Consider the following 14,731-nt stretch of genomic DNA (forward strand, 5'->3'; position numbering starts at 1 on the left):
AATTACGCCGGGCGCGAGCCGTTGACAACCGACTGAAGGTAGATGGCAAGGTCGCGGACGTCCTTGATCGGTGGCAGTTCGACCGGAGCAGCGAGGGTCGGCGGCGCCAAGCCCAGCCGTTCCCAGCCAGACTCGACCAGATCGGCAACCTCTTCGTCGTCGATCATCAAGAACCGGGCGAAATCGTCGTCGGGATGCGGGACGACACCCTGTCCGTAATAAGGCGCAACCAGGTCGCGGGCCAGCGTCGCTACCGGCGGCGAAACGCCATTTTCAGCGACCATCGCGTCGAAATCCGCCGCGTTCCAACCCGCCCGATACGCTTTGGCCGCGCGAAACCGCCGCCACATCCGCCAGTTGAACCAGCCGACCGCGACCACCGCCAGCGCGATGATCGCGACCGCCTTTTGCGGGCCGGTCATGCGCGGACTTCGGTGGCCCCACTCTCGTTCCAGCGCAGCGCGCCGAGCACGGTGTCGACGATCTGCGGCGCGTTGAGGCCGGCTTCGTCATATTGTTTTTGCGGGTTGTCCTGGTCCTGGAAGGTGTCTGGTAGACGCATGGTCCTCAGTTTCAGGCCGGCGTCGATCAGGCCGGAGTCGCTGGCGAAGGTCAGGACGTGCGCGCCGAGCCCGCCGACCGCGCCTTCCTCGACCGTTACCGCGACCTCGTGGCTCGTCAGCAGGCGGCGGATCATCGCTTCGTCGAGCGGCTTGGCGAAGCGCAGGTCGGCGACGGTCGTCGACAGCCCCTTCGCCTCCAGCGCATCGGCGGCCTTGAGCGCCTCCTCCAGCCGGGTGCCCAGCGACAGGATCGCGATCTTGTTGCCTTCGCAGACCAGACGGCCCTTGCCGATCTCCAGCTTCTGCGGAACCTCCGGCAGCGCGACGCCGACCCCGTTGCCGCGCGGATAGCGGACCGCGATCGGGCCGGCGTCATATTCGGCGGCGGTATAGGTCATGTGGACCAGTTCGGCCTCATCCGCCGCGGCCATCACCACCATGTTCGGCAGGGTGGCGAGATAGGTCACATCGAAGCTGCCGGCATGGGTAGCGCCGTCGGCCCCGACCAGCCCCGCGCGGTCGATCGCGAAGCGGACCGGCAGGTTCTGGATACAGACGTCGTGCACGACCTGGTCATAGGCGCGCTGCAGGAAGGTCGAATAGATCGCGCAGAACGGACGCATGCCCTGCGCCGCCAGCCCGGCGGCAAAGGTCACCGCATGCTGTTCGGCGATACCGACGTCGAAGAACCGGGCCGGATGCGCCTTGGCGAACTTGTCGAGGCCGGTACCCGAGGGCATGGCGGCGGTGATCGCGCAGATGCGGTCGTCGGTCCCGGCGAGTTTGGTCAGCGTCTCGCCGAACACGTTCTGATATTGCGGCGGGCCGGCGGGTGCCTTCACCTGCGTACCGGTGATGACGTCGAACTTCTGCACGCCATGATATTTGTCGGCCGCCGCCTCGGCCGGGGCATAGCCCTTGCCCTTCTTGGTCACGACATGGACGAGGATGGGTCCTTCCTCGGCATCGCGGACATTTTCGAGGACCGGGATCAGATGATCGAGATTATGACCGTCGATCGGGCCGACATAATAGAATCCGAGTTCCTCGAACAAGGTACCGCCGGTCGCCATGCCGCGGGCGAATTCGTCGGTCTTGCGCGCGGCGGTATGCAGCGGACGCGGCAGGCGTCGGGCGATCTTCTTGAACGCCTCGCGGATGCCGAGAAATTCCCGGCTCGATACGATCCGCGACAGATAGGCCGACAGGCCACCGACCGGCGGCGCAATCGACATGTCGTTGTCGTTCAGGATGACGACCAGACGGTTGCCCGCCTGTTCGGCGTTGTTCATCGCCTCATAGGCCATGCCGGCCGACATGGCGCCGTCGCCGATCACGGCGATCCCCTTGCCCGGCGTACCCGCGATCTTGTTGGCGACGGCAAAGCCCAGTGCCGCCGAGATCGAGGTCGAGCTGTGCGCCGCGCCGAACGGGTCGTATTCGCTTTCCGACCGTTTGGTGAAGCCTGACAGGCCCCCACCCTGCCGCAGCGTGCGAATGCGGTCGCGGCGGCCGGTCAGGATCTTGTGCGGATAGCATTGATGGCCGACGTCCCAGACGAGGCGGTCGGCGGGCGTATCGAACACATAATGAATCGCGACCGTCAGTTCGACGACGCCGAGACCCGAGCCGAGATGGCCACCGGTCGTACCGACCGCGCTGATGGTTTCCTGTCGCAATTCATCGGCGAGTTGCCGCAAATCGCCGGCGGCGAGCTTGCGAAGATCGGCGGGCGTCTGAACGGTATCGAGCAGCGGCGTGTTGGTTGGATCGGCCATCGCCCGTGCTTATCGCAGGTAAAGCACAGTGTCGATTGTTCGTGGCATCGCAAGCGGACAAAGCACGGTGATGCTTCGGGAAAGCGTTATTCCTGCACCGATTTTGCACAATCGGCGCAAGTGCCCCTGACCTCAATCACGGGACGGACGGGGGTGAAGCCGGCACCGCTGGCGGCGGTGCGGACGCTGCCGGTAATGCGGTCGTCGTCGATATGCGTGGTCTGTCCGCACCGGTCGCAGACGAGGAAGATGCAGTCATGGATACAGTCGGGATGGCTGTTCGCCAGATAGGCATTGGCGCTTTCGACCCGGCGGGCGAGGTTCGCGTTCACGAACAGGTCGAGAATGCGATAGACGCTGTTGGGGGCGACGCGCCGCCCCTGTGCCTTCGACACGGCATCGGCGATGTCATAGGCGGAAGCGGGTTTGTCGAACGAAGCGAGCACGTCGAAAATGCTGGCGCGCATCGCCGTCCATTGTTCGCCCGCACGGGTCAGCGCCGCTTCGGCCGCCTTGTTCCATTCCGGGCCATGATGTTCGTGATGCTCGTGCGCCATTGATCCGAGATAAGCGCCTGCATGCAGGGCGGCAAGCGGGTCAGCAGCCGGCGCGGCGGTTAAGATGGTGTCCGTACGCCAGCAGCGCGACGCCGCTGAGCGTCGCGATCGCTTCCGGAACGCCGTGCGGCAGGGTCAGCGCCAGCGCCATGATCGCCAGCCCGATGCCACCGATCGCGGTCGGCAGACGCTGACCATGGCGCAGATAGCCCGCCCCCAGCGCGACGATGCCGAGCAGCACCGCAAAGACCAGACCGACTTCATGAATGGCGGGGTGCAGCAACGCGCCGCCGACCGAGGCAAGCAACGCCATCACCGCGATCGTCGTCACGCAATGCACCGCGCAGAGCGCCGACAGCAACATGCCGACACGATCGAGGCGACCTTGGTGCAACCAGGTTCGGGCGGCGGAACTGCGCATCGCCGCCTTATGCCCCGGATCGCGAGAAGATACAACATAACGCTTCATCGACGACTGAACGAGGCGGTGTGGCTTTGGTTCGACGCCGGAATCGGCAGCGAATTGAAAAACAACGCTTCTGGACGATCGCTCCTTTGGCAGGATCAAGTCCGTGACGACATTGCGGTCAGGCGTTCCAGACCCAGGTCAACGTTTACGGGTGACCATCAGGTCGGGCTTTTTCGGCGGCTTCCACCCCTTGGGCGGTTCGACGCGCTGGCGGCTGGTGCCCAGCCCCATCGCGCCCGGTTGCTGGCGGGTCAGGCCGGCGGTGTCGGCAGCCTGCGCCGCTTCCTCCGCCGCACCGCCGCGCAACAGATTGATCCGGTCGCGCAACCGCGACGCGGTTTCGAAATCCATCGCGGCGGCGGCGGCCTCCATCTGCTGACGCAGGGCTTCGATCGAATCGGTCATGCGCCTTCAACGCACGAAGCCCCGCGGCGCCTCATCGCCAGTCGAAGGCGAGCGGTGCTTCGCGAAACGCGAACCGGTCGAGATGGCGAGCGACTGCGCCTTCCAATCCTTCGAGCTGTTCGGTCGAACTCGCATCGATACGGACGGTCAGCGCTTCGTCACCAGCATCGAACGTCACCAGCGCATCGGCAGGATGATCCGCGCCCCGCGCGTCGCGGGGGAAGACGACGGTGCCGTGGTTCGCGTCATATTCGACGGTCAGGTTGTGCTGCCAATGCTTGCACAACTGTTGCAGATACCGGCTGGCATGGGCGGTCGGGACGGTCGCGGTGGCGGTATGTCCGGTCACAGGCGTTCTACCTTCTGTGCAGCTTCGTCGAGAATAGCGGCGACGCGGTGCAGGGTTTCGGTGTCGACGTCAGGCGCAGACAGCCGGTGGTGGATGGCGGCGCGCAAATTTGCGCGGGCGCGGTGGATCGGGCCGGCATCGGTGCGGGCGCGGTGTTCGCCCAGCGCGGTGAGTCGTTCGAACAATTCACCGACCTGCGCCGCATCGGTCGCCAGCTGTGCGGTCCCGGCTTGCGTCGCCGCGAACAGCTTACGCGTGCCTTCGCTCGCCTGCTCCTCGATCAGGCCCATGTCGGTCAGCAGCGTCAGCGTGGGATAGACGACGCCGGGGCTGGGAGCATAGGCGCCGCCGGTCCGTGCCTCGATCGCGCGGATCAGATCGTAACCATGGCGCGGCGTCTCTGCGATCAGCGCCAGCAGCACCAGCCTCAGTTCGTCACCACCCAGCACCCGGCCGCGCGGTCCGCGTAGGCCACCATGCCGCCCGCGTCCGCCCATGCCCGGACCGCCGGTCCATGAATCATATCCCATTCCAAAACGCATTATCATTCTCCGATATATCTTGAACGCCAAGATATATCTCGGACGGTCGGATGCAAGAGCGGCTTTCGGCTTTTTTCGCGCGCCCTATATTGCCGCCATGGCCGACCTTTTCGCCGACTTCGCCCCGCCCCCGCCCGAGACGCCGACCGGCGGGCCGCTTGCCGACCGGTTGCGGCCAACAACCCTGGCCGAGGTCGTCGGGCAGGATCACCTTACCGGCGCGGATGGCGCGATCGGGCGGATGGTCGCGGCGGGAAAGCTTTCGTCGATGATATTGTGGGGGCCGCCCGGCACCGGCAAGACGACGATCGCGCGGCTGCTCGCCGATGCGGTGGGCTTGCGCTATGCCCAGATTTCGGCGGTATTCTCGGGCGTCGCCGATCTGAAGAAGGTGTTCGCGGAAGCGCGCGACCATGGCCGGATCGGCAAACGCACGCTGTTGTTCGTGGACGAGATCCACCGCTTCAATCGCGCGCAACAGGATGGCTTCCTGCCTTATGTCGAGGACGGGACGGTCACGCTGGTCGGGGCGACGACCGAGAACCCGTCGTTCGAACTGAACGCGGCGCTGCTCAGCCGGGCACAGGTGCTGATCCTGCACCGGCTCGATGCGACGGCGCTGAACGAATTGCTGACGCGGGCCGAGGCGACGGAGGAACGCCCCCTGCCCCTCGATGACGCAGCGCGCGCGGCATTGGTGGCGAGCGCCGATGGCGACGGGCGGTTCCTGCTCAACCAGGCGGAGACGCTGTTCTCGATCCACCTGCCCGAACCGCTCGATCCGGCCGGGCTGTCGACGCTGCTGCAGCGGCGGGTCGCGGTGTACGACAAGGACCGCGAGGGGCATTACAACCTGATCTCGGCGCTGCACAAATCGCTGCGCGGATCGGACCCGCAGGCGGCACTCTATTATATGGCGCGGATGCTGACGGCGGGCGAGGAACCGCTCTATGTCCTTCGCCGACTGACGCGCTTTGCCAGCGAGGATATCGGCCTCGCCGATCCGCAGGCGCTGGTGCAATGCCTCGCCGCCAAGGACGCATACGACTTTCTCGGCAGTCCCGAGGGCGAGTTGGCGATCGTGCAGGCGTGCCTGTACCTTGCGACCGCCCCCAAATCGAATGCGGCCTACAAGGCGCAGAAGGCCGCCTTTGCCAGCGCGCGCGACACGGGATCGCTGATGCCGCCGCCATCGATCCTGAACGCGCCGACCCGGCTGATGAAGGATATCGGCTATGGCAAGGGCTATGCCTATGACCACGACCATGCGGACGGGTTTTCGGGCGCCAATTACTGGCCCGAGGAGATGACGCCCAAGCGTTTCTACGAACCGACCGGTCGCGGGTTCGAACAGCGCATCGCCGAGCGCATGGCGTGGTGGGACGAACGGCGGCAGTCGTGAGGGATTGGGCGGAGGTCGTCGCGATCGGCGGTGCGCTGCCGGGCGTCGAGCAAGGCAGCAGCTATGGCCAGCCGGCGCTGCGGTTTCGCGGCAAGACGCTGGCCGGTACGACCGCACCCGATCCGGGCAGTTTCGTGCTGCATGTCGCGGAGGGTGAGAAGGACATGCTGATCGAGACCGATCCCGCGACCTTCTGGGAAACCGATCATTATCGCGGCTGGCCGGTGGTGCTGGTGCGCTATGGCACCGGCGCGGGCGACCGGATCGCGACCTTGCTCCGCCGGGCATGGTGGGACCGGGCGACCATCACGCAGCGCAAGGCATGGGGCGCGCGACCCTGACGCGGCGTTTCACCCGGTTCGCGGCGATCGACTGGTCGGGACAGGCGGTGGCACGGCCCAAGGGGCTGGCGGTCGCCGAGGTGGGCGATGACGGACCGGTGCTGGTCGAGCGCGAGGGCGGATGGTCGCGGGACGCGGTGCTCGACTGGCTGGTGGAACTGGCCGATGCGCAGGCCGATATGCTGGTCGGGCTCGACCTGTCGCCGGCGCTGCCGTTTCTCGATCGGGACAGCTATTTTCCGGGCTGGGACGGATCGCCCGGGGATGCGCGATCGCTATGGGCGATGGTGGATCTGATGAGTGCCGACGATCCGTATCTCGCTGCGTCGTCGGTGGTGGCGGACGCGGAATTGTCGCGCCATTTCCGGCGGCAGCGCGCGTGCGGCGACCGGTTCGGCACCGGCCGCGGACGGTTGCGCGTGTGCGAGGAACGGCAGTTGCTGGCCGGTCTGTCACCCACCAGTTGCTTCAACCTGGTCGGCGCGGCGCAGGTCGGGAAATCGAGCCTCACTGGCATGCGCGTGCTGCATCGACTGGCGGGCAGGATAGCGGTCTGGCCGTTCGATCCGGTGCCAGCGACCGGTCCGGTGATCGTCGAACTCTATACCACGATCGCGGCGCGGGCGGCCGGGGTGCGCAAGGGGCTGAGCAAGCTGCGCGATCCGGCGGCGCTGGATGCGGCGCTGGCGGTGCTGGGCAGCGCGGCGCATCTACCGATCACGCGCTACGACGACCATGCGACCGACGCGCTGTTGAGCGCGGCGTGGCTGCGGACGGTGGCGGGCGATGCGGCGCTGTGGGCACCGCCCGGGCTGACGGCGGAAGTAGCGCGGTCCGAGGGTTGGACGTTCGGCGTCCGGTAGCGGCCGGCCCCGCAACCCGGCGTTGTGTTGGCCGATCCGCCTTGGTAGAGGGTGCTGCGGCGTGCCCCGTTACGTTAATGGTAAACGGCTTCCTTTGTAACGAAGAGACGCGGGTTCGATTCCTGCACGGGGCACCACTCCCGGTCAAAGATGGGCACTACGCCCTCTTTGATGGGAAGTCCGACAGACACCCCATTTTCCAAGCTCGACATGGGGCCCGAGATCACGATCTCGTGATCCGACACGCTCACGTTCGAGACGAACATCTTGAGGTAGGACGAACGAAGCGAACTGTCGTCGCTTCGCATTTTCTTACGAAGCATGTCGCCGAAACGGTCGATCGCTTGCTCGTCGATCCTGCGCTTGCCCTTCGCCAGTTGCGCTTCCAGCACATCGATCCGGCTTGATACCGCCGCCAGTGCCGCCCGGTTTGTCGCCATGCGCTCGACAAATGCGGGATCTCTCGCGCTCATCGTCCCTTCTTCGATCAGGATCAGCAGATTGCTGATCGCAGTGTTGAGCCGCGTCCGCTCCGAACGGCTTCGGGTAAGGTCCGCCTCACGTTCCGCCTGTCGACTTTGTGAGACATCGAGAACGCCAGCGAGCAATGTGCGCAACCGATCTCGCGCCAGCAATCTCGCCTCGATCGCATCCAGAACCAGGCCATCGAGCTTTTCACGCCGGATGCTCGGACAGGCACAGGTGCCGCCACGGTTCACCCGGTCGTTGCAGACATAGTAGGTATAGCGACCACCTTTTCCGGTGCGGATCGTCATGCCGCTCGTACAGCCGGGCATGCCGCAGCGGGCGACCCCGGTGAGTAGCGTGGTGCCGGCGGCGACATGCGGTGCCATCCGCCTGGGATTGCGCGTTGCCCGCATGGCGGCCACGCGATCAAACTGATCCCGAGCGATGATCGGAGGACAGGTGACCGCGATAGCATCTTCCACGTCCGGGGTGATCCCATCGTCGTCGGCGGTACGATCGTGATAGACGCCGGTATAGACCTCGCGAGTCAGAATGCCGGCAACATTGCTGTTGGCGAACCTCGCACCTCGGAAGGTCCGCCCCGCGTCGTTCAACTGCTTGACGATCCAGCGCCCACCACGCCCGACATCGGCCCAATCGAAGATCTGGCGTACGATCGTCGCTTCGGCTTCGACGATCGCCAGCTTTCGCCGTTCCTTCTCGCCGTCCTGCCGGGCGACATAGGTTTGGTAGCCAAACGGCACCGGACCGCCATTGTAGAAGCCTTGCCGTGCATTCTCCCTGCGGCTCTTCCGCGTGAGGATCGCCGAATCGCGCGCCTGCTCCTCGTCCATCATCGCCGTTATCGTCCGGGCGATCCGCTGACCGCGGCCCCGGCCGAAATCCTGTGTGATCGACCGGACCTCGACACCTGCGTCCTCCAGCCTTCCCACTACATCGAAGAACAACCGCATGTTTCTGGCCATACGGCTGAATATGAACATCAGGACCAAATCTACAGGATGATCGGGCGCGGTGGCTTTTTGCACCATCCGTTGAAATTCAGGGCGCTTGTCGGTCTGTCCGCTACGGCCAGCGTCGGCAAATTCCTCAACGATCATGATGTCATGCTTGGCCGCATAGGCCTGAATAGCGCTGCGCTGGGCATCGATGCTCTGAGGCGTACCGCCCTCCTTGTCGACCGACAGGCGCATATACGCGAAAGCCCTGGTCCGGCTGCGGGCGGCTTTTGCCATTTTTCCTGTCCCTATTTGTGTTCGAACAGCAAATCGAACTCGCTGGCGAGTGCGTCGAGCACGAGCATGCATTCCCGCCGGGTGACGGCGGGTTGGCCAAGCCAGGACGGCATGTCGAGGCAGCCTCGAAGCTGCGCCTCGACGTTCGCTACCTCTTGTTGTTCGTGATCGCTTTCGCCTGCCATCCGCTAGCGATGGCGGATCGCAGAATTCCAAGCGTCAACTCAGCCAGCCAAAAACTGCCTTCGCTTGCGTCCGTGTACGACGTCCAAACGGTACGACTTTATTGAAGTAAAGCAGACCCAACTGCGGACATTCACGGCCTCTCGCCCGCTTCTCGAAAGCGGACGCCCATTCAGACGACCCGGCGGCCGATTCTAGGCGGGAAACGGACTGGTAGCCAGGCTGCGATTGGCGACCCTTTCGTTGCCTACGCGGATCGTGTCCGCCATGCCGTCTATGCCATTCTATGCAAGCGGCAATGGAACGATGTCCAGCGCAAATGGATCGGGCGCATTGGCCGCAAGCACGAACTCGAGATTGTGGTAGATCGGGCTGCGTTCGATTCCGAACCGTTTGCCTCGCTTGGTGGCTGGCCACGGATCGACCGCGTCTTTAATGGCGAGCTGGAAAAGGTCGTGCGCGACATCAACGAGAGCATTTGGGGTAAGGCAGCATAATGAACGGACCTAGGGCGCGTGAGACCGTTCAGAAGCTCTAGAACGCCAGCAAAAGCCTCCAGGGCGGCGGTGTCAGCTATTACGAGTATGTCACGGAGCTGACCTACCTTCTGCTGCTCAAGATGCTCGAAGAGGTTTCGCGTGACGGCAAGAAGCTGGAAGAGCGCCTTCTGACGTGACCCCGGTCTTTCATCCAGCTGCAACCAGAGACCGACCGGTGTTGTCGCGCACGAGCGCAGGTGAAGCAACGAGCGGGGTTAAGCCCGCCCGTTGCTGTTCGAGCCCGGCAGCGAAGGCTGCCGGAGTGGCGTAGCCGAGCGACGAGTGCGGCCGCTCGGTATTGTAGTCGTCGACCCAGCGCGCCAGGATCGAGCGGGCCTGGCCGATGGTGAAGAACAGCGTCTCGTTGAGCAGTTCGTCGCGCATGCGACCGTTGAAGCTCTCGACAAACCCGTTCTGCGTCGGCTTGCCCGGCGCGATGTAATGCCACTCGATGCCCACGTCGCCGGACCAGGCGAGCACCGCGTTCGACGTCAGCTCGGTCCCATAGCACATTGGGAAGCGCTGGTTCGGGAGCCGCTATGGCCCTGATGAAGACAAGGCCGCGTAGCGGCCGCAGACTTCATCAGGGCAAGCCATGGCCGGTCAGCAGGTATCTAAAGTGAGGTTGTCGAGACAACACTTTGGAGGCCGACCGACCATGACCAAGCTCACCTCTACGCCTGCCGGCGCCGTGCTGGTAGCCATCGACATGTCCAAGAGCCGACAGGAGGTTCTCATCGAGCGACCGGAAGGCGGCCGGCGCCGGCGGATGACCGTCATGGCGACCAGGCAGGACTATGACGGCTTTGCCGAGCAACTCGCTGCTATCGGGCGCCCTATCATCGTCGGGTTCGAGGCGACGGGTAATTACCATCGTACGCTGGCGCACCGGCTGCTGACGGCAGGGTTCGAGCTGCGCCTCATCTCGTCGGTCGCGCTCGCCAGAACGCGCGAGGCGCTGCACAACGGCTGGGACAAGAACGACTCCAAGGACGCGCAGGTCATCCTGCACATGCTGCGGATCGGTGCGACGCAGCGCTACGTCGACCCGCTGGTGGCCGGAATCAACGACCTGCAGGAGCTCTCGAAGACTCACGAGACGATCTCAAGGATGAAGACGCAGACCTGGCATCGGATCCTGACCCACTACCTGCCGCTGTACTTCCCCGAGATCGCCCGCTTCGCAGGCAACAGCCGGTCCGACTGGTTCCTGGCGCTCATCGAGCGGTTTCCGACGCCGGCCACCATCACGGCGCTGGACCGCGAGGCGTTCTCGGCCGCGGCATGGCCGCTCATCGGCCGCAAGGTCTCCAAGGCACGCCTCATCAACGACATCTACGAGACGGCGTCCGCCTCGACGGCACTGCCGGTGCCGGAGAACTCAGCCGCCATCACCATGTTCCGCATGGTCATCGCGCAGGGCCGCAGCCTCATCCACCAGCGAGACGAGATCGAGCGGCTGGCCCATGCGCGGCTCGCCGATGACGTCGACTACCAGCTGCTGCGCAACATTCCGGGCATCGGTCCGATCAACGCGCTGACCATCCTGGCCGAGGCCGGTGATCTGCGGCGCTTCAACCATCATCGTCAGTTCCTGAAGTTCTGCGGTCTCGATCTCGCAACGTGTCAGTCAGGCACGTTCCGTGGCCGCACGAAGCTGTCCAAGTACGGCAATGCGCGCCTGCGCCGGACCTTCTGGATGGCTGCCCAGGTCGCCGCGCGTCAGCGCGACAACAGCTTCCGCGACAAGCTCGGACGATATGTCGCCGGGCACGCGGACGATGCCGACCGTCGCCGCAAGGCGATGACGGCGCTCACCGCCAAGATGGCGCGCGTGGCTCACGCCGTCATCAAGACGGGGACAGAGTACCGGCCGTTCCTCGAACGGTCGGATGCCAGGTGGAAGGACCCCTCTCTGCAAGTGCCGTGAGGGCGCTCGTCGAGCGACCCTGTAGATAATGTTCGGGCCTTCCACCTGGGTGCGTATCTCGTTTTAAGGATGGTGAGGACCACGGCCGCCTCGGCGCTGCTGGATCCTGTGTTTGCTATGGCAGGGAGCGATCCCGTTGACGGTGGGAGCCATCTGGCTCAGATTGCATGCCGCGCCGACGGTTGTCGGCGCATGGATATCTGCTGGCCAAAACCCGCCGCTGCTTCCCGACATAGGACGTTGTCGCTGACGATCATCTTCGGCCTGCCACGTTCGGCGATCAGATCGGCCAGCTCGCGCACGACGCGCCGGCCCGAGATCGACGTGTCCACCACCGCCCGGAGGCATTCGCGCGTCACGTCGTCGACGATGTTGAGCACACGGAACCGCCGGCCGGTGACGAGCTGGTCGTGCACGAAGTCCAGGCTCCAGCGCTGGTTCGGCAGCGCCAGCACCGGCGCGGGTGCCCGGCTGCCTGTAGCACGCCTTCGTCCTTTACGACGACGCACCGTCAGGCCCTCCTCGCGGTAGAGCCGCTGGGTCTTCTTGCGGTTGATCGTGATACCGTCCCGGCACAGCAGGATGTGCAGCCGTCGATAGCCGAACCGCCGACGCTGCTGCGCCAGCTCACGCAGCCTTGACCGCAGATCGCCATCATCTGCCCGGCACGAGCGATACCGCATGCTCGTGCGATCCGCTCCGACAACCGCGCATGCCCGCCGCTCGCTCATCCCCAACGTCGCCTGGAGATGCGCGACCGCTTGTCGCTTCGCGGCGGGCATCACCACTTTTTTGACAGCAGGTCTTTCAACCCCGCGTTGTCGAGCATCGTGTCCGCCAGTAGCCGTTTGAGCCGGGCGTTCTCCTCTTCGAGCGACCGCAGGCGCTTTGCATCGGACACCTCCAGGCCGCCGAACTTCGCCTTCCACGCATAGTAGGTCGCGCTCGACATGCCGTGCTTGCGGCACAGCTCCGTCACCACCGCACCCGCCTCGGCCTCCTTCAGAATGCCGATGATCTGCTCTTCAGAAAACTGCTTCCGCTTCATTCCGTCCGTCCCTTCGAAGGGCCGGTCTCTAGTTCCATCTGGATGAAGAAACGGGGGTCACGTCAGTCCGCTTTATAGGTAGAGAGGTTCTGTCACCGGGATGTTGAGCCGTCACGATCGGCCGACGCAATGATCGACCGACAATGTCAGCCGATTTGGGTCAGGCCGCCAGCGGTCGGGTCCGGACGGCAGCACGATCGGCGAAAGCTGCGCGGCGAGCGACCAGCTTGGTGAGTCGCGCCTCAGCGCGGACGATACCCTCATCGCGGTCAGCCGGCTGGTTGGCCAGTTGGATCAGTTCGCCCGGCGCCAGCCGGTACGCCTTGCGGATGCCGGGCTGCGGCAGGATGATCGCCCGCGATCCATTGCGGCTCAGATACAGGCGGCAGTCGGTCTGCAGGTGGCAGATGCCGTCGCGAACGGCGCAAAGCGTGATGCCGGTCAGCTGATACCCGGCCTCGCCATCGGCGAAATCCAGGTAAACCAGATCGTTGCCGCTGCTGTGCGCGATGGCACCGATACGCAGCCGTCCTTCGGCTCCGCCCATTTCGCCGGCGAGGATCGCCGCGCCGGGCTTCATCGTGCGGTTGCCGACCAGCATCTGGGCGACTGCCTCGGTGTGGCGGCGGATGATCGCGGTCTTGTCGGTCGTCATTATCGTCTTCTCCATTTTCATCCCCGGATCGGGAACCAACCTCCTTCCTTCGTCTCTTGCCCCCGGCAGGTGGGCGGGACCACTGCGGATCCCGCCCGTAATGCTCAACCGTCCCGGTAGCGCGGCACCCAGACGTCGTAGAAAGCCTCCCATTCCTGCTGGAATCGCGTCTGCGCGGTTCTGGCGACAAGATCGGGGTGCACCTCGCCCCAGCCCGAGGAGCGATGGACGCGCGCCATGCAGACGACATGGGCGTGCGGACGACGAGCCGACAGTTCGTCACCTGGCATATGCACGACAATCATGCTGGTCAGTCGGCGTTGCAGCGCGAGCTTTTCCAGTGTGTACATCCCGACCAGCGACAAAATATCGGCAGGTTGCCAGCTGTGCGGGAATCGCATGGTCAGCACGACCGCCAGCAACTTCTGATGCGCTTTCGCTCTGGCGTCATACCCGTGGAAGATTTCTTCCAGCGCGCCAGCCGGGACCGCGACACCGGGCGCGGTGACGATGCGGTGCATCGTGCAGGTGATCGGCCAAAGGCCATCTGCCAGCCAATCCGTATCAGCCGGCTTGCTAGGTTGCAGCTTGGCGCGGGCCAGATCGGCGACGCTGTTCTGCTTTCCCTTCGCACTCTTGCGCAGCAGGGCGTAGCCGAAATCGGGCGTCGGCCCGAGCGGATCGTCGTACACCATGTCGTCGGCGTCCGACGGGCTGATCCAAGGCAGCGGCTTGCTCATCAGCGATCCCCCCAGACGGCGGCAAGAAAAGCATCGGCCCTCGCCAGCCCCGGCGCGAGATCACAACCTCCAGCCGTTGCGGACAGCCGGGCCGGCCTCATCGGGCGCAAACGACCAAGGGAAAGGCGGAAAATCGCGTCGCTCTCGTCCGGTTCTGCAGGATCGGGCACCAGCCACGCCTCGGAGGTACGCGAAAGCCAGAGCCGGCGGGCATGATGCCAGACGGTACCATGGCGCTGCCACTCGCCGACCGCACAATAAACGGTTCGATTTCCGGCGCTCGACGCTTTCACCACCAGCGCATCGCACCGGGCAATGCGGGTGCCGCGCTCGACGGTGTCGAGATCCCCGCGTGACGGCTCGATCGACGGCACCAGCAGCAGTTCGGCGGCGGCGATGTGAAGAAAATTTCGGAAAGGGATGGGCAGGATCGGCACCGACCGATCGATCCGCCAACCGGCGCGCTCGGCGATGGCCAGCGCTCCGGACAGGGCGCGCGCCTTTGCGAGCTCGCGCTCTCGATTTACGATGTACATGGAAGTCCTTGATATTGTGCGGAGCCGGCGGGCTGCTCGCCGGCCCCGCACCATCATTTCGCCTCTACGGCACAGCCGCAGGCACTTCCCAAATCATCCCCGGCCGG

Annotated in this window: 14 protein-coding genes, 1 tRNA gene and 4 pseudogenes; 6 read left to right on the forward strand and 13 right to left on the reverse strand. The window is 64.8% G+C overall.

All coding sequences use genetic code 11. The annotated features are described in order from the left end of the window. Positions 1–2: 2 nt before the first annotated feature. The 7 genes from ACZ1JS_RS08380 to ACZ1JS_RS08410 form a co-directional block, all read right to left on the reverse strand. Positions 3–422, reverse strand: coding sequence for a hypothetical protein (locus ACZ1JS_RS08380; RefSeq protein WP_465168521.1), 420 nt, complete (start codon positions 420–422; stop codon positions 3–5). Next, positions 419–2,341, reverse strand: coding sequence for a 1-deoxy-D-xylulose-5-phosphate synthase (dxs, locus tag ACZ1JS_RS08385; protein WP_465168522.1), 1,923 nt, complete (start codon positions 2,339–2,341; stop codon positions 419–421). Before dxs ends, ACZ1JS_RS08380 begins: the two co-directional genes overlap by 4 nt. Positions 2,342–2,427: 86 nt before the next feature. Next, complete coding sequence (locus ACZ1JS_RS08390; RefSeq protein ID WP_465168523.1) at positions 2,428–2,898, reverse strand: Fur family transcriptional regulator; 471 nt, start codon at positions 2,896–2,898, stop codon at positions 2,428–2,430. A gap of 40 nt (positions 2,899–2,938) precedes the next feature. Beyond that, a complete protein-coding gene (locus tag ACZ1JS_RS08395) occupies positions 2,939–3,367 on the reverse strand; it encodes a MerC domain-containing protein (RefSeq protein ID WP_465168524.1) in 429 nt (142 codons plus the stop codon). A 138-nt stretch (positions 3,368–3,505) separates the two neighbouring features. After that, positions 3,506–3,772 carry a UvrB/UvrC motif-containing protein gene (locus tag ACZ1JS_RS08400; RefSeq protein WP_465168525.1) on the reverse strand — a complete coding sequence of 89 codons (267 nt, stop codon included), beginning with the start codon at positions 3,770–3,772 and terminating at the stop codon, positions 3,506–3,508. Positions 3,773–3,803: 31 nt separating this feature from the next. After that, positions 3,804–4,121 (reverse strand): DUF2218 domain-containing protein, encoded by a 318-nt coding sequence (locus tag ACZ1JS_RS08405; RefSeq protein WP_465168526.1) that lies wholly within the window; start codon positions 4,119–4,121, stop codon positions 3,804–3,806. Beyond that, positions 4,118–4,663 carry a PadR family transcriptional regulator gene (locus ACZ1JS_RS08410; RefSeq protein WP_465168527.1) on the reverse strand — a complete coding sequence of 182 codons (546 nt, stop codon included), beginning with the start codon at positions 4,661–4,663 and terminating at the stop codon, positions 4,118–4,120. Before ACZ1JS_RS08410 ends, ACZ1JS_RS08405 begins: the two co-directional genes overlap by 4 nt. 97 nt (positions 4,664–4,760) lie before the next feature. Between ACZ1JS_RS08410 and ACZ1JS_RS08415 the strand changes: the two genes are divergently transcribed. The 4 genes from ACZ1JS_RS08415 (at position 4,761) to ACZ1JS_RS08430 (ending at position 7,406) form a co-directional block, all read left to right on the forward strand. Next, positions 4,761–6,065: a replication-associated recombination protein A gene (locus tag ACZ1JS_RS08415; protein ID WP_465168528.1), complete on the forward strand. Its 1,305-nt coding sequence runs from the start codon at positions 4,761–4,763 to the stop codon at positions 6,063–6,065. Further along, a complete protein-coding gene (locus ACZ1JS_RS08420; protein ID WP_465168529.1) occupies positions 6,062–6,406 on the forward strand; it encodes an MmcQ/YjbR family DNA-binding protein in 345 nt (114 codons plus the stop codon). The genes ACZ1JS_RS08415 and ACZ1JS_RS08420 overlap by 4 nt, the downstream gene beginning before the upstream one ends. After that, positions 6,388–7,269, forward strand: a complete 882-nt coding sequence (locus tag ACZ1JS_RS08425) for a hypothetical protein (protein WP_465168530.1) — start codon at positions 6,388–6,390, stop codon at positions 7,267–7,269. The genes ACZ1JS_RS08420 and ACZ1JS_RS08425 overlap by 19 nt, the downstream gene beginning before the upstream one ends. A gap of 63 nt (positions 7,270–7,332) precedes the next feature. Further along, positions 7,333–7,406: transfer RNA gene (locus tag ACZ1JS_RS08430), tRNA-Thr, on the forward strand. Positions 7,407–7,925: 519 nt separating this feature from the next. Here the strand turns inward: ACZ1JS_RS08430 and ACZ1JS_RS08435 are convergent. Next, positions 7,926–9,065: pseudogene (locus ACZ1JS_RS08435) on the reverse strand (recombinase family protein); the annotation flags it as partial. Between the two features lie 338 nt (positions 9,066–9,403). Here ACZ1JS_RS08435 and ACZ1JS_RS08440 point away from each other — a divergent pair. Beyond that, on the forward strand, positions 9,404–9,673 hold the full coding sequence (locus ACZ1JS_RS08440; protein WP_465168663.1) for a type I restriction-modification enzyme R subunit C-terminal domain-containing protein: 270 nt from the start codon (positions 9,404–9,406) through the stop codon (positions 9,671–9,673). A 189-nt stretch (positions 9,674–9,862) separates the two neighbouring features. Here ACZ1JS_RS08440 and ACZ1JS_RS08445 read toward each other — a convergent pair. Next, positions 9,863–10,219 (reverse strand): annotated as a pseudogene (locus ACZ1JS_RS08445) (integrase core domain-containing protein); the annotation flags it as partial. 154 nt (positions 10,220–10,373) lie between these two features. Between ACZ1JS_RS08445 and ACZ1JS_RS08450 the strand changes: the two are divergent. Next, positions 10,374–11,670, forward strand: a pseudogene (locus ACZ1JS_RS08450) (IS110 family RNA-guided transposase). Positions 11,671–11,884: 214 nt separating this feature from the next. Here ACZ1JS_RS08450 and ACZ1JS_RS08455 read toward each other — a convergent pair. From ACZ1JS_RS08455 to ACZ1JS_RS08470, 4 genes and pseudogenes are all read right to left on the reverse strand, one after another. Beyond that, positions 11,885–12,693: pseudogene (locus ACZ1JS_RS08455) on the reverse strand (IS3 family transposase); the annotation flags it as partial. A gap of 160 nt (positions 12,694–12,853) precedes the next feature. Beyond that, positions 12,854–13,348 carry a hypothetical protein gene (locus tag ACZ1JS_RS08460; protein ID WP_465168531.1) on the reverse strand — a complete coding sequence of 165 codons (495 nt, stop codon included), beginning with the start codon at positions 13,346–13,348 and terminating at the stop codon, positions 12,854–12,856. 104 nt (positions 13,349–13,452) lie between these two features. Next, the gene (locus ACZ1JS_RS08465; RefSeq protein ID WP_465168532.1) at positions 13,453–14,088 is read right to left on the reverse strand and encodes a hypothetical protein; all 636 of its coding nucleotides are present in this window, start codon (positions 14,086–14,088) and stop codon (positions 13,453–13,455) included. Next, the gene (locus ACZ1JS_RS08470; RefSeq protein WP_465168533.1) at positions 14,088–14,624 is read right to left on the reverse strand and encodes a hypothetical protein; all 537 of its coding nucleotides are present in this window, start codon (positions 14,622–14,624) and stop codon (positions 14,088–14,090) included. The genes ACZ1JS_RS08465 and ACZ1JS_RS08470 overlap by 1 nt, the downstream gene beginning before the upstream one ends. Between the last annotated feature and the right edge of the window lie 107 nt (positions 14,625–14,731).

Source organism: Sphingomonas sp. BL-S-05 (genome assembly GCF_055521695.1).